Source organism: Anaerobiospirillum succiniciproducens DSM 6400 (assembly GCF_000482845.1).
Lineage (GTDB): Bacteria > Pseudomonadota > Gammaproteobacteria > Enterobacterales > Succinivibrionaceae > Anaerobiospirillum > Anaerobiospirillum succiniciproducens.
In genome coordinates this window covers 1-15,720 of the sequence record NZ_AXWV01000083.1, presented here as the reverse complement: position 1 = coordinate 15,720, position 15,720 = coordinate 1, and the positions used below count along the sequence as shown (strand labels likewise).

Here is a 15,720-nt window from a genome sequence, read left to right as displayed (position 1 = left end):
CTTGTCTACGTGCTAGCATAGTATTATATGTTGGCATATTATGTGCTTTCTAATGTTGTAGAAATACAGCATCGCTTTGTTACGTCTTGTTTTCGACTTTTTAATGACAAAGCACAAAAGTCATTAATTGTCAAGATTTGCTAAGTGACGTACATCACCTCACATATGGTGATAATATACGTAGCGTATGTAAATTTGTTTATTGAATTATGGCATTGAAACCGTCGCCAAAAAGAGAGAATTTGCTCCTATGACAAATTTTGTATTCGAGAATTTGCGACAAAATAATAATTGGGTTTCGAAGTTAGTTGAAGAGCTCATTTTTGCAATCAAAGATGTCGCAAAAATGTTGCAAAACCGTATGGAATCAACTATCCGTAATCAAAGTTCCATTGCTGAAAATCAATCTGATGCACGTAGCCGTATTCGTGATACTGACTTTGCTGCTGAAACTGCAGCGCTGACTCAAAATCAGATCATACAGCAAGCTTCGCAGACTATCTTAATGCAGGCAAATCAGCGTCCTACCGTGGCTTTAGGCTTACTTGGCCGCTAACGCGATATACCCATAATAATCTATGAAAAAAGGCAGCTTTAAGCTGCCTTTTTTAGTCTCAGAACGGTGCGGTTTAGACCTTTTGTGGGATGTCTCTAAGCCAGCACTGAAACTTAGTTTGAGTGTAGGTTGAGCTGCTTAGATTAAAGAAACCTTCAAGCAGTTCACGAATCGGATAGTGATCCTCAGGCACATAGTTAAGATAGGTATAGCCAAGCTTCTTACCATGTAGCTCGGTATAGCTCTCATAGATGATTTGCTTATCATCCACCATGTATTCTTCAGTTACGCATCCGTCTTTGAAGTGGGTAACGTAGGTGTAGGTGCTATACGGGATACCATCGGGCGTAAATGGGAAGAGGTAGCGATGGTTGTTAACATGATGAGCCTGATAGATGCACTCAAGATAGCCATTCTTGTAGCTTTCAATCTGTAGAATGTCATCATCTTCATTGCGGATAAGACGTAAATAGTTCTTAGCACCAGCGCGGAGTTTTTGGGCCTCTTTAAGGCCTTTCTCTTTGCGGCTTAGAAGATCTTTATAGCCCTCTTTAATACCTAAATAGGTTGTGCCGCGAGTGCTGATGTATGAGATTTTACAGTTAGAGAGATCAAGCTGAAGAAATCTAAACATCTGCCTTTTGGCAAGGGCAAGTGACATGATTGAGTCAAGGTAGGCAACATCTACATCATAGGTGGCAATTTCAGCGCTCATGAATCTCACTTCCATCAGTATTACTAACTAGACAGCCAATAGCAAAGCTGGAGTTTCAGACTTGTGGGCGTGTTGCTTTGATCCTTGCAAAAGGAGCGCATCGTTATAGAGTTGCTCATGAATCAAGAATCAAGAATCGCAATCTAACACATAGACAAAATTTTGAGTGGCATTTTCAACGCTAGACGCGTTAAAAGGCTTATATATCTATAATCGTTATCTTTTTGCTTAAGTTTAGTGATAAATATAAAGAGCTTTGACTCAAATATGCTCTTAGAAAAAGTGCTATGTTAAGTTTTGAGCGGTGATTGGAAACTAGATCGCGATACTTATCACTTAGCTCTAGCTAAGTACAGCAATTTCCTACAGGGATCTCATTTACCGCTCCTGTGAGCAATAAGTTTTAGAATGCGTTAAAATTGTGATTTTTAACTCGTTGTTTTAGCTTGGGCTGTTAAGAAATGTTGCTATGTTCATATTTATGTCGACATAGTTAATTACACTAGCTAAGCTTTAACATCAATCACAACCATCACAACCATTCATGCTTAGAGACATTAGGAGGGGTCTATGTTCAGAGAGTTGTTTTTCATTTTCAAGTCTGAAAAAGATGTAAGTCAGTCTCAGCTGCAGCGCATTGATTCTTTATGCGCTGAACATACTCAGGTAGTGAGCAAAGTACTGTCTATGGCAGGTGCTTCTTTAGCTGATTGCTCCTCTATCTTTACTTTAGATAAGGCTCATGGCTTTGAATATGCTCTGATTAGACTTGCAAACGATGTCTCTGAAGAGATCGAAAAGCAGATTAAGCATGAGGTTGTTTATGGCTCTTTAAAGGGTGTCTGTGATGTCTTCTTCTCTGAGGCATTCCCTTGTTTTAATGAAACCCACAAGCAAAGCGGTGCTTTAGTCATGGATATGGATATGACTTCAGTACAGATCGAAGGTATTGATGAGATCGCTCGTTGCTTAGGCGTTTATGACAAGGTTGCAGAGATTACCTTTGAGGCTATGAATGGCAAGCTAGATTTCAATCAGTCTTTAACTCGTCGTGTAGCTCTGCTAGAAGGAGGGGATGCTGATAATACTTTGGCAAAAGTAAAAGAGATCATGGTTGAAACTGACGGTCTTAGCTCTTTACTCAAATACTGCAATACCTTAAAACCAGACTATGGTTTTAAGACCTGTATCGCCTCTGGTGGTTTCCATGAGTTAATTTGCGTACTCGAAGAGAAGTACGGTCTTGATCATGTCAAAGCCAATCGCTTTGAGATTAAAGATGGCAAGTTCACAGGACATACTGTTGGCGAGATCGTTAATGGTGAGGGTAAGGCTGCTTTAATCGTAGAACTTAAGAAGTCAGGCATTAATAAGAACAACATCATCTCTTTAGGCGATGGTGCTAATGACCTGTTAATGATGTCTGAGGCAGGACTCGGTATTGCGTACCATGCTAAGCCAAAGGTTCAAGAGCAGGCCCGCAATGCTATGAACGTTGGCGATCTGTCATCTGTCAGCGCTCTTATGCAAATGACAAATAAGCTCTAATTGAAATTACTTTAAACAGCTAACAAGCTTAGTAGCATTTCATTTACTAAGTATTGCTTTGAAAAAGTCCTCATCGGCCTTGCGCTTATGGGGATTTTTTGTGCTTGTTTGGCTTTGAATTTTGGAGCTTTTCGTGCCTTGATAGCAGCTTTGGTGATGGGGATTTTTGTGCCTTGATAGCAGCCTGGGTGATGGGGATTTTTGTGTCTTAGGCTGGCGATAGAGACAAAAAAGGCTGCACGATGGCAGCCTCTTTTGGTACGCATAAGTACGTACTTGAAATTAAGCTAGAGCTTAGTCTTTTTGCAGAACGCCAGTACCAAAGCTCTCGTTGAAAATCAGTGCCTCATCAACACCGGCTTCGATAAGAGCGTTGATAGCTGACTTCATTAAGCCCTGAGGACCGCAGATGTAGTACTGAGTATTAGGACGTGCTAAGGCAGCAAAGTCAGCTGCGGTAGGACGACCCTCATCAGCGGTGAAGCGGGTGGTCAAGGTGAAGTTAGGGTGGCTTTCCATAATCTCGTTAACTTCTTGCTGCAGAGCAAAGTCCTTTTGATCGTGGCCGACGAAGTATAAGTGCATGTTGCGCTTTTCAGCATTAGCGCTACCGAGCATGGCAACAGCAGTAGTAATACCAATGCCACCAATGATAAATACTGCAGGAGTATCGCTAGAATCTAGGTGGTACACACCCATTGGAGGAGCTAAGTCGATAAAGTCGCCTACGTTGTAGTCGTTGTGCAGAGCGTTTGAAACCATACCAGCTGGCGCATCACCCTTAGGATCGATACGCTTTACGCAGATACGGATGGTGTCACCATCTGATGATACTACAGTGTACTGACGTGGCTGAACGAGTCCTTCGCTCTTTAAGTATACACGTACGGAAATGAACTGACCTGGAAGAATGGTGCAGATTTTACCGCCGTCAACAGGGCGTAACACGAAGCTAACTGCGTCGGAAGTTTCTTGCTTCTTCTCAACGATCTTAAATGAACGCCAGCCAGACCAGCCACCGTCAGTGGTAGCCATAGTCTGATAGAGCTTGCTCTCAGCATCGATAAGAATGTCTGCTAACTGCCCGTAAGCTTTAGCCCAAGCCTCAACGAGCTCGTCCCCATCTTTAAGGCCTAAAACTTCTTTAATAGCCTCAATGAGGTGGTGGCCAACGACGCTATAGTGCTCAGCACGAATACCTAAAGAAACGTGCTTAGAGGCAATGTGGGCAACTGCATTGGACAGTACGGATGGGTTTTCAATGTTCTGTGCATAGGCAAGAACTGAAGCTGCTAAAGAAGCCTGCTGTCTACCAGTACGCTGGTGACCCAGGTTGAATACCTGACGAAGCTCTGGATTGTCGCGGAGCATACGGTTGTACATGCAGCTGGTCAAAGCAACACCATGCTGTTGCAGAACTGGTACTGTAGATTTAATTAGTTCGAGTTGATGAGGAGTCAGCATTCTATTCTTCCTAATGTTGAGTAAACTTCCGACTTAAGAGGCATTGAAGTCGCATTTTGAATCAAAGCACTACATAATTGTTTGATTCGTCGGAATATCCTTATCAGCCTGCAAAATCTTACTAATAAGATAGCAATCTAGATCTATAAAAAACATTGTCCATACTAGATACTAACATGATGAAAGGTTGACAAGCAACGAGGATTTTTCGCGCCTTGATAGCAGCTTGGGTGATGGGGATTTTGTTCTTTGATAGCAGCTTGGGTGATGGGGCTTTTTGTGCCTTGATAGCAGCTTGGGTGATGGGGGCTTTTGTGTCTTAGGCTGTCGATAGAGATAAAAAAAAGGCTGCACGATGGCAGCCTCTTTTGGTACGCATAAGTACGTACTTGAAATTAAGCTAGAGCTTAGTCCTTTTGCAGAACGCCAGTACCATAGCTCTCGTTGAAGATCAGTTCCTCATCAACACCTGCTTCGATAAGGGCGTTGATAGCTGACTTCATTAAGCCCTTAGGACCACAGATGTAGTACTGAGTATCAGGACGTGCTAAGGCAGCAAAGTCAGCTGCGGTAGGACGACCCTCATCAGCGGTGAAGCGAGTGGTCATGGTGAAGTTAGGGTGGCTTTCCATAAGCTCGTTAACTTCCTGCTGCAGAGCAAAGTCCTTTTGATCGTGGCAGGTGAAGTATAAGTGCATATTGCGCTCTTCAGCATTAACGCTACCGAGCATGGCAACAGCGGTAGTAATACCAATACCACCGATAATTAATACTGCAGGAGTATCGCTAGGATCGAGGTAGTACTCACCCATTGGAGGGGCTAAGTCGATAAGGTCGCCTACGTTGTAGTCGTAGTGCAGAGCGGTTGAAACCATGCCACCTGGCTCATCACCCTTAGGATCGATACGCTTTACGCAGATACGGATGGAGTAACCATCTGAGGATACTACAGTGTACTGACGAGGCTGAATGAGTTCTTCGCTCTTTACGTATACACGTACGGAAATGAACTGACCTGGAAGAATGGTGCAGATTTCACCGCCGTCAACAGGGCGTAATACGAAGCTAACTGCGTTGGAAGTTTCTTGCTTCTTCTCAACGATCTTAAATGAACGCCAGCCTGACCAGCCACCGTCAATGTTAGCCATAGTCTGATAGAGCTTGGTCTCAGCATCGATAAGAATGCCTGCTAACTGCTCGTAAGCAATAGTCCAAGCCTCAACAAGCTCGTCCTCATCGGTAAGGCCTAAAACTTCTTTAATAGCCTCAATGAGGTGGTAGCCAACGATGCTGTAGTGTTCAGCACGAATACCTAAAGAAACGTGCTTAGAGGCAATGTGGGTAACTGCCTTGAACATTACGATTGGGTTTTCAATGTTCTGTGCATAGGCAAGAACTGCAGCGGCTAAAGAAGCCTGCTGTCTACCAGTACGCTGGTGACCTTGGTTGAATACCTGACGAAGCTCTGGATTGTCACGGAGCATACGGCTGTACATGCAGCTGGTCAAAGCAACACCATGCTGTTGCAGAATTGGTACTGTAGCTTTAATCAGTTCGAGTTGATGATGAGTCAGCATTCTATTCTTCCTAATGACCAGTAAACTTCCGACTTAAGATGCATTGAAGCTGCATTTTGAATCAAAGCGCTACAAAATTGTTTGATTCGTCGGAATAGCCTTATCAGCCAGCAAAATCTTTCGTAATAAGATAGCAATGTTAAGGATATTAAACCGTGATCTGTCTTATATCCTCATATACAAAATGCTCAGCTGCATAGCCTCTACAAATGTGTCGGTTTGCAACTCACTATTCTAACATGATGAAAGGTAAGCTTTAATGCATAACCAAAAGAGACATATGTGGTTTTGTTAAACCATTTGGCAGATACTACATGCGCGATCTTAATCTAAAGCACCCGTTTTGCAAAAGACTCAAACCACAAAATCCGTTAAATTGGGCACTTTTGTGCGCATATTGTGACAAAGTCCCGTATATTGTTTTGTGTATATTCCACAAAAAGGTGCATATCTAGTTGAACAATAAAATCGTTTCTTACGAAACCTACGCTATCTTAACTTCTCTAAATGGTGCAAGATTGCGTCAAAAAATCTAACGGTTCGCAATGATTATGTCAACTAGTTAAATTTGAAGCGCACTTGCCTATCGCAAGAATACTTTGGGGCATTAGCAAATTGCATTGCTAAGCGATATAAAAGCACACTGCTTTGGCAAGTTACTTGATAATACATAGCCTAAACGAGTCTTATTATAATAGCTAGGGTCTAGATGCAACATTGTGCAAATTTATGCAACTTTGCATTTACTGCACTATCTTAATCTAGCTAAACGTTCAAACTCAGATACACGTCAATATTGCTGTGTAATAGTGGCGACAAAAGCAATGTGGGCATAATTTACTGCCATATTCTTAGCTAAGGCAGAGCATTATACTTTGTGCCAATAAATTGGAATGTGCACAAGCAACGACAAAGGCGACACGTGCTAAATTCAAAAGGCAGCACAAGTTAAAGTCAGATGCAGCACAAGTTAAAGACAAAAGGCGGCACAAGTTAAAGTCAGATGCAGCAAACATTGCAATAACTTTTTCCCACTTTATGTTCCACAGCACTATTTATGATGTAAGCTCATTGCCTCAAGAATCTAAGGGATCTGCAACTAACCTTAATAGTTAGTTTGATGTAGTTATGGTTTTCATCTTCAGACAGTAGACAAATGGCTAAAGCAAAAACAGTATTTGTATGCCGCGAATGTGGCGCTGAGTATTCACGTTGGCAGGGTCAATGTAAGGCCTGTGGTGAGTGGAATACTATTGAAGAGCTCAAGATTTCAGGCCCTAAAGCCGAAAGAGCAGTCTCTCGCAATATGGGAGGTTTTGCTGGTGTTGCAGACGGCAAAATTGAAGACCTGTCAAACGTCAAGATTACTGAAACCCCACGTATGCCATCGGGCTATAGTGAGTTTGATCGCGTGCTTGGTGGTGGTATTGTGCCAGGATCAGTCGTGCTAATTGGTGGTAACCCTGGTGCTGGTAAATCGACTTTGCTATTGCAAACTGTATGTAAGTTATCTGCTACTACCAAGGTACTCTATGTAACAGGCGAAGAGTCCTTGCAACAGGTAGCACTGCGTGCCAACCGCTTAGATTTACCAACGCAAAATGTACGAATTGGTGCTGAAACCTCCATTGATAACATTATTAGCCTAGCTATGGCTGAGCAGCCGGCTGTATTAGTGGTCGACTCTATTCAGGTTATGCATGTTAATGATGTGGATAGTGCCCCAGGATCAGTTAGCCAAGTGCGTGAGGCAGCTGCAGCTTTAACTCAGTTTGCAAAACGAACAGGTATTGCGGTGTTTTTAGTTGGACACGTTACTAAAGAAGGCTCTCTTGCTGGTCCAAAAGTTTTAGAGCACTGCGTTGATTGTTCAGTCATGCTTGAGGCGGGCAATGATATGCGCTTTAGAACTCTGCGCTGTCAGAAAAACCGTTTTGGAGCAGTTAATGAGATCGGTGTCTTTGCCATGACTGATAAGGGCATGCGTGAGATCAAAAATCCATCTGCGATCTTCTTAAACCGTCAAGAAACAGTTGCTCCAGGATCTCTTGCTACCTGTGTATGGGAAGGTACACGACCACTGTTAGTTGAGCTGCAGTGCTTAGTTGATGAGTCTCAGTTTGGTAACCCACGCCGCTTATCGTTAGGTACTGATGCCAATCGTATGTCGATGCTGCTCTCTGTTCTGCACCGTCATGCAGGTATTCAGCTTGCCGATCAAGATGTGTTTGTAAACGTGGTCGGTGGTGTAAAGATCGACGGTACTAGTTCTGATGTGCCTCTGATCTTAGCTTTATTATCTAGTTTTACTTCTAGACCAATTGAGCGCACCTGTATTGCCTTTGGAGAAATCGGTTTGACTGGTGAAATACGTCCAGTGCAATCAGGTTTAGAGCGCCTCAATGAAGCCGAAAAGCAGGGTTTTACTAAGGCCATCATTCCAGCCGATAACGCTCCTCATAATAAGAAAAAGATCGGCAATATGGAGATCGTGGCTGTCTCAAATATTCAACAGCTTGTCGAACTTGTTTAGCATAGAGATGCCTTGATCTTATGACTACAGATACCTTGGAGATCAGGCTCTTGGCCATGCGATCAAAGATAACTGCTTTGGCGCAACAGATCTTACGATCTTAGAATAGGTACAATCAGTCAAGATCTTATAGATAAGGTAGGTTGTCGCGATCTTACAATTTGACTACCATCCAAGATCTCAAATGTAGGTATGGATCGCGAACTTGATAGCTTATCTGTTTATACAATCCAAAGGATTTTGAGGATAAAGTAGGTAGTGGCGATCTTATGTAATTGATGGCAATGAAAGTGACATGAGTGTTGTTAGCAATCTAATCTAAGATCTAAGAGGCTGTACTAATCGGTGTGATCTTATAACGCTGTTTTTCGTGGCTACAGAGATCTTGGCAGGGGCGATGCGCTTAATGCGGTAGGATGATTTGGTTAGGCTGAAAACAAAAAACAGCACTGCCATTTTTGGTCAGTGCTGTTTTTGCGATCAGATGATCTAAGTTAACGGATTGGATGTGAGATGATATGTCAACTTAGGATCATCAGATGTTCTTGGTGCTTGAGCAGTGCAAATAAACTACTCAATTTGGCAAACTATATTAGCCCTCAGCACCTGGATTATTAATGTGCATGAGTACGCTCAGTTCACGACCTAAGATGTCTGAACGACCTACGTTCATTTCAATCAGTCGACGTAAGTTGCCGATTGATTCTGTATCGATACGATCGCATTCTAAACCTAACTTCTTGCCAATAACGTGACGGCAGGTCATGTGCATAACGATCTTAGTAGTTGCCTGCAGTTCAACGGTCAGGTCGTACTTCTGGCCGGAGAACATGTGAGGATCTTGCTCGAAGTTACGCAGCTCAACAAAAGCACCCTTTAAGGAAAGATCGTGCACTTTTACCATATAGGCCTTGGCTTGGACGGGTGACTTAAGAGTGCCATCAAGGTCGAGAGCTACACGTGAGTATTTGCGGCGTTCCATTTGATCTTCCTTCAACTTATCAAGTTAAATACTCTGGCTATTCTGCCAGACAAAGCATGTGAATCTAATTGTGAGTGTGTTCCTGTAATCATACAGCCACAACTAATATAAGTTGAGCTGCTATGCTGAACATGTAACAGACCTAGCTGTGAGTCAACATACTATGTTGCTTAAACTTAGATCAGAGATCTATGCATACCTTAGTTAATTTGAACTCAGATCAGTTGCTGTTATTAAAATCATATCCTTAAAGTAGCATTAAACAAGAGCACTTTTAGCAACTTTGATTGATAGATCGCATTTTAGGCTAATAAGAAAAAGTGCCTTACTAGATGCAACATGATTTCTTAGCGGATGTTACGGATTAATTGAGAAAAACACTCAAAAAACCGTCGGCTATTCTATCAGATCAGTTAGAAGAAAGTTCAAGATCAAAAGTTAAATAATGATAAAACTGCGGTTCTGTGAGCTTGTCTGTAACTATGTCGTACAACTTTTGTTGTATCTTGCATTTGCAATGATTCTGTGATTATTGCTCATGGTTATGTAATGCTTTGCAAAGAATCCGATATCAATGAGAAAACTATGACAAGTCACATCTGAAAATCGCAGCGGAAATAAATTGTTATGGTTAACTTGCTATGCACATTTTGTAAAAAAGGCTCCAAAAAATAAAAAGACCGTATCAGCAAAAACTGCCAATACGGTCTTTTTGTTTTATGGATGTGTAAGGCTAAAGAGGTGAACTCAGTTAGTTACTCTTTGGTCCAAATACACGTGGCTTTTGTGGTGCCTCACCGTGGCGACTGCGATCACCGAATTTACCACCACGGCCTTTGCGATCGCCAAATGGTCTATCACCAAACTTGCGATCACCGTGTGGACGATCGCCAAACTTACGGTCGCGATCGCCAAATGGACGATCACCGCGAGGACGATCGCCAAACTTACGGTCGCGATCGCCAAATGGACGATCACCGCGAGGGCGGTCACCAAACTTACGGTCGCGATCGCCAAATGGACTATCGCCGCGTTGACGGTCACCAAACTTACGGTCACGATCGCCAAATGGACGATCACTGCGAGGACGGTCGCCAAACTTACGGTCACGATCGCCAAATGGACGATCGCCATGAGGGCGGTCACCGAACTTACGGTCGCGATCGCCGTGTGGACGATCACCGCGAGGACGGCTACCAAACTTGCGATCTCTACGGTGGCCTTCGCCATCCTCGCGATCTCGGCGTGGGTGTCTGTCAAAGCGACGATCTTCACGGCGTGGAGAGTCTCGGTGATCTTTGCGACGCTCTTGGCGATGTGCATGACGCTTGTTTGACTTATTGTCATCTTCCTCGTCGGCATCACCTTCGAATGGAGCAGTCATATCAGTAAGGACACCGTCTTCATCTTCAACAAGAACAATGTCGCCAAAGGCCTCGTCAGATTCGCCTTCTTCCTCTAAAAGCACTAGATCTTCATCAAACTCGCTTGGATCAATGTTGGAGTAATCCTCATCAGCGGTGATCTCGTCATCCGCAATCTTTTGCTTTGCGTTCTTTTCGTCTGAGAGCAGCTCGTTTGCAACTTGCTCGTCTGATGTATTGAGCTCTTCTTTGTTATTAGCTACCTCGTTGTCGCCATCGAGATCTGATCCTTCTTCAATGGCAAGCTCGTCTTCACCATCATTCTCATAATTAGCTTGCTTGTTAGCACCCCAAGGATCAACAGCGCCTTTACGTTTAGCTAATTCTTCTTCACTAAGCTCAGTTTGCACAAGAGACTCAGCAAAGTCATCCATGGTTAAGTCGCTTTCAATGCCGATGTTAGAGCACTTAGATTCTAAGGAGAGCTCTAAGAGCTTTTTAACAACCTCAGCAGAGCGTGGCTCCATTACCATTTCCATGACAGCCACTTGGAAATCGATCTCAGCTTGAATTGGATCGAGCTCTAAGAGTTTTTCCTCATCGTCTGATTCTTCGGGGTTAGTGTTTTCACATAGTCTAATAACTGACGCCATGGATGCCATGGATGCATTCTTAGCGTTCTTGCTATTGAAAGGAACACTCTCTAAAGCCACATCTAAAATTACTGAGGCATCAAAAGCAAAGGAGTCACCCTCAGAGTACTCCTCAAGCTCCATAGGCATGAGAGGCTCGATGATGTCGTATGCTGCTTCAAGATCTACGTGATTGTATTTGTCATAGTGAAAGCGCCAACATTGCTTTAATGCATGCAGGTACTCTCTTTTGCCTTGCTGTTCCTTAATATCGCACCAGAGCGCAAAGTTAGGATAAGCACGGGTAGCTAAAGCAAGAGCAAATAGACTATGACGCCAAGGTGGCATCTTCTGCAGTGTTGGATAGAATCTTTCGCCAAAAATCACTATGGGAAACCTCAAAAAGAGCGCTCACACTTTACTTGCCAACAACAACCATGATTTAAGCAAACGCGCAAATTAACTCTGCAGTTAGCTTAAATAGCAAGTAGTTTTGATGGGATGGGTAAGATGAATGAAGGCAGTATTAACGATGAATGTAGGCAAGGCTAGCTAAACGATAGCTATAAGTCCTACTATCTGAAGACGTTTGTTTTCAGGATAGTCGATTAGTATAGCTCAAAAGCGTCACAATCCCGTGTTTTTGCAAAGCTTTTAGTATGTCTAAGTTATGTGTCTATAGCTGTTGCATGGCGGTCATTTAGGTGGATGTTTTTGGTGCAATATAGGGGTGTGATCAAATTAAGCTGGTAATTTCATTAAATTTGACAAAAAAACTATGTTGCATCTAGGTTTTGCCTATTGTTGACGCTCGCTAAAACGATCGCTTTGGTGCACTAGGCAAAAAGTTAGTCAATTACAGGAGTTTTTGCGCTTTTAGGCTAGATTTTGAAGTGGTTTTGAAGCAAAATAGTGCACTGTATTTCTGATAAGAATGAGATCTTCTAATCAGTGGCATTTAGCTATGTTCAGTAGGCCTTAGCTAGGTGTGATTGAGCAAAAGATAGTGGCTTTGTAATTTGTAGATGCTAAAGCTAGCAGCTACATATACGCATGCTTGTAGCAAGTTAAGCTCCATGCTTATACATGGCTTGCTATCTTTGTTCTAAGTAGCGTTAGTCAAAGTACTTAAGCTTATTGGCAGGTTATCCGTATGACAAAAGCTTTTAATTGGTACGCTTGCAGCTACTTTATTTAGCCTAAGCCTCAATGAGGTAGGGCAAGATTGTAGATATCAGAAATGATAGGCAGTCACAGTAAGCTATGCTGCTGTGACATAACGTAAATCAGCATCTGGCGTGATGCTTTTTCATCTACTTCTTATATTCTGACTCAAGCTAGGCAGCTGTGGCTTTGCAATGCCTAACTATGATGTCAACGTTGCTTTGCTGTTTGTAAAAGTTATTAATGCAAGGGACGTGCCGTTTTAACTGTCAAAATTTAGTTGAGTTTATGTAAAAGCCATGTTTTGGCCATTTATTCATCTAATTTAGCTCTAGAGCTTAATTTATAGATGTTAGGGTAAAATTTAAAGTGGCAATAACTCAACTATGATGGGCATGTCTTAAAGACTATCTTGTGGTGCGGGTATATCTAAATATAGATAGTGCGCTATATGAGCTCTTGTAAGTTTGTTGTTGTGTTCAGACTCATAGACAAGATGACCATAGCTTATAGACATTAATGGCTAAAACTTTATTAGCACTAAGAATAAATTACTTGGTGCAAGCTCTTGTGTTTGTCTAGCTTACTAGACTGTCACTGTCTATAAGCAGTGATCTGAGCTCGTCTCTTGTAAGACAAATAGAGCTCAAACAGTTAAACACGTGTCAGATTTTTAGAAACGAGGGAAAGAACGGCGCTATTGATGTAGTCAATGCCACGGCGTACTAATGGAAACTGAAGACTATATCTATCAAGACGACCTCTCTAATAGCAAGTACCCGCTCTCGAGAAAGCATGTTATTGCTATCTCTAGTACGGTATTTCTTGCTGGTGCTTTGTATTTCATCATGCCTCATAATACAAACATCGATAGAAACACATCTAATGAACTCTACGCCACTACTGTCACTGATGATGGTGTCTATGAGGAGTTCATCGATCCTACTCGCTCACTGACTGATATTCTGCTCACCGATAGCAAAGAGCTTCCTGCCACAGGTCGCGACGTTGCTATGTCAGAGAACAACAACAATCAGCGCGTCTATACCACTGAAAACTTAGGCTCCATGGAAAACTATGATGAAGATGACCTAAGTTCAGCTATCGCTTTATCTGACGATAGTGCAGTGGAGCAACAGCTTAGTGAACTTGCTAATAAAGAAGGCAAGAACAGCGCTCAAATGCTGTCAGCTAGCAAGAATCAGTGGCTTAGCGAAGATATTCAGCGTGGTGATTCTTTAAGCTCCATTTTCTCTGATTTCAACATTCCGTATAACGTAATGATGTCCATCGCCGAGAATAAAGAGGTTGAGGGCAATATTACTAATCTGCGTCCAGGCAACAAGCTCTACTTTAGCTTTGATGATAAGAACAATCTTATCGGCTTTGTTAAGCAGATTAATGATTACGAGCAGTGGCACTTTACCCGTAGCAACGTTAATTCTACTGAGTTTACCGTTAAGCGCGAACACAAAGATGCCCATATCTTAGTTGCTGATGCTAATGGCAACTTAAAGCCATTAGTAAGTGCTGATGATATCGAGCTGCCAGCTTACAAAAAGCGTGGTCGTTTAGTTGTGGCTACTGTTAAGCACGGTGAGAGCTTCTCTACTGCAGCCCATGAGGCAGGCCTTACCTACGGTGAGGTGCGTATGGTTACTGAGCTTTTCAAAGGCCGTGTGCAGTTCTCTCGTCACGTTCAGCCAGGCGATACCATGCGTGTGCTCTTCTCTGATGATAAGGGTGAGGGCAAGATTAACGCTATTGAGCTGAGCTTAAAGAAAGTAGGTACACTCTCAGCTTATCGTAACTTTACTGATGATAAGTACTACGATGAGCAAGGCTATAACTCTGCTTTCTCAACTTTCCGTCGTTTCCCAATCGATGGCAAGGTAGTTATCTCATCTCACTTCAATCCAAGCCGTCGTCACCCTGTAACTGGACGTGTTCGTCCGCATAACGGTACTGACTTTGCCGTTAGAGTTGGTACCCCAATTGTGGCTCCAGCTGATGGTGTGGTTGAAATTGCTAAGTACTCACGTACAGCAGGTTATTACATCGTGATTCGTCACCGTGGTTCCTACTCAACTGTTTATATGCACTTATCTAAGCTCTTAGTTAACCAGGGTCAGTCAGTTAAGATTGGTCAGATGATTGCTCGTTCTGGTAATACTGGTATTTCTACTGGTCCTCACCTGCACTACGAGTTACGTCGTAACAATCGTCCAATCAATGCAATGAGAGTTACTCTTCCAGCTAACGAAGACACCCAGATTGCTAAGAAAAATCGTCAGCGTTTTGCCAATAATGTTGCCTTGTTCAAAAAAGAGCTGCATCAAGAGGACTTAATCGCTAAAAAGTAACTACGTTTTGCTAAGATGGTTTTACAGATATAGCAAACTCTGAAATCGCTAGCTCTTAGGATGCCAAATTTCTGTCAATTGCCAGAACGACTAAGCAAGCTCTTAGGATGTTTAGGCAGTTAAGAAAGCTCCTAGGCTTAATTGACCATCTAAGTGCATTTACTATAGCTACCTTACAGAGGGCTCGCATCATGCGGGCCCTTTGTGTATCTACACAGACAAGTCTGAAAATAATCATTAGCTACTATGTAGTGGGCACAAATTAGTGTGCAAGCTTAGTAGTATGCCTGATGTGTTCTACTAGCTTGGTGCTAAAAGATTATCTTAGCTAAACACAGAGTTTATTTTGCGTAATTAGTAAGGTAGGAGGTTCCCTGTGAAAGACAATAAAATCAGTGGCTTCAATACCGCACTGCAAAACGTTGAAGAACGTTACTCATGGGTTAACGACATGATTAACGAGCGTAAACAGCTCGTATTGAGGGAGAGTCAAGAATTATGTGTACTTTTTTTTCAATAGAGTCCCCCCAACAAAGAGATTGAGGTTCTCTTTTACCTCTTAAAGTACTTCGCTGCTATATCTGCAGTTATTGGATTGGCTAAAAGTTCACAGCGAACTGAAGGCCAGTTGCTAACTGCTCTTTTATCCCACTTTGGCTTGAGATGGTATGTGTAGCGAAGCAATAGCATGGATATCACACTTTTCATACCTCCGAATACGCCTTTTTTCACCACCTCACGAAAACTACTGTTTGTCGCTTCGATGGCATTTGTGGTGTACATGATTTTTCTTACCGAGGATGAGTGCCTATACAGCGGACG

At 42.6% G+C, this 15,720-nt stretch carries 9 protein-coding genes and 2 pseudogenes; 4 read left to right on the top strand and 7 right to left on the bottom strand.

The genetic code is table 11. The features are described 5' to 3' along the window. Positions 1-349: 349 nt before the first annotated feature. Positions 350-556 (top strand): annotated as a pseudogene (locus tag H524_RS0110315) (flagellin); the annotation flags it as partial. A 73-nt stretch (positions 557-629) separates the two neighbouring features. On the opposite strand, the gene H524_RS0110310 reads toward H524_RS0110315, so the two are convergent. Beyond that, the gene (locus H524_RS0110310) at positions 630-1,271 is read right to left on the bottom strand and encodes a hypothetical protein (RefSeq protein WP_027940159.1); all 642 of its coding nucleotides are present in this window, start codon (positions 1,269-1,271) and stop codon (positions 630-632) included. Positions 1,272-1,841: 570 nt separating this feature from the next. Between H524_RS0110310 and serB the strand changes: the two genes are divergently transcribed. Continuing rightward, the gene (gene serB / locus H524_RS15415) at positions 1,842-2,819 is read left to right on the top strand and encodes a phosphoserine phosphatase SerB (RefSeq protein ID WP_052339052.1); all 978 of its coding nucleotides are present in this window, start codon (positions 1,842-1,844) and stop codon (positions 2,817-2,819) included. A gap of 11 nt (positions 2,820-2,830) precedes the next feature. Here the strand turns inward: serB and H524_RS17350 are convergent, their stop codons facing one another. The 3 genes from H524_RS17350 to H524_RS0110290 form a co-directional block, all read right to left on the bottom strand. Further along, the gene (locus tag H524_RS17350; protein ID WP_027940158.1) at positions 2,831-3,085 is read right to left on the bottom strand and encodes a hypothetical protein; all 255 of its coding nucleotides are present in this window, start codon (positions 3,083-3,085) and stop codon (positions 2,831-2,833) included. A gap of 28 nt (positions 3,086-3,113) precedes the next feature. Continuing rightward, a complete protein-coding gene (locus H524_RS0110295) occupies positions 3,114-4,283 on the bottom strand; it encodes a globin domain-containing protein (protein ID WP_027940157.1) in 1,170 nt (389 codons plus the stop codon). Between the two features lie 407 nt (positions 4,284-4,690). Continuing rightward, positions 4,691-5,860 (bottom strand): globin domain-containing protein, encoded by a 1,170-nt coding sequence (locus H524_RS0110290; protein ID WP_027940156.1) that lies wholly within the window; start codon positions 5,858-5,860, stop codon positions 4,691-4,693. A 1,156-nt stretch (positions 5,861-7,016) separates the two neighbouring features. Here H524_RS0110290 and radA point away from each other — a divergent pair. Then, complete coding sequence (radA, locus tag H524_RS0110285) at positions 7,017-8,393, top strand: DNA repair protein RadA (protein ID WP_027940155.1); 1,377 nt, start codon at positions 7,017-7,019, stop codon at positions 8,391-8,393. 592 nt (positions 8,394-8,985) lie between these two features. Here radA and H524_RS0110280 read toward each other — a convergent pair. Continuing rightward, a complete protein-coding gene (locus tag H524_RS0110280; RefSeq protein WP_027940154.1) occupies positions 8,986-9,375 on the bottom strand; it encodes a PilZ domain-containing protein in 390 nt (129 codons plus the stop codon). 751 nt (positions 9,376-10,126) lie between these two features. Continuing rightward, positions 10,127-11,758: a DUF416 family protein gene (locus tag H524_RS0110275; RefSeq protein WP_027940153.1), complete on the bottom strand. Its 1,632-nt coding sequence runs from the start codon at positions 11,756-11,758 to the stop codon at positions 10,127-10,129. Positions 11,759-13,263: 1,505 nt separating this feature from the next. Between H524_RS0110275 and H524_RS16735 the strand changes: the two genes are divergently transcribed. Then, on the top strand, positions 13,264-14,898 hold the full coding sequence (locus H524_RS16735; RefSeq protein ID WP_052339051.1) for a peptidoglycan DD-metalloendopeptidase family protein: 1,635 nt from the start codon (positions 13,264-13,266) through the stop codon (positions 14,896-14,898). Positions 14,899-15,450: 552 nt separating this feature from the next. Here the strand turns inward: H524_RS16735 and H524_RS17625 are convergent. Beyond that, positions 15,451-15,720 (bottom strand): annotated as a pseudogene (locus tag H524_RS17625) (IS256 family transposase); the annotation flags it as partial.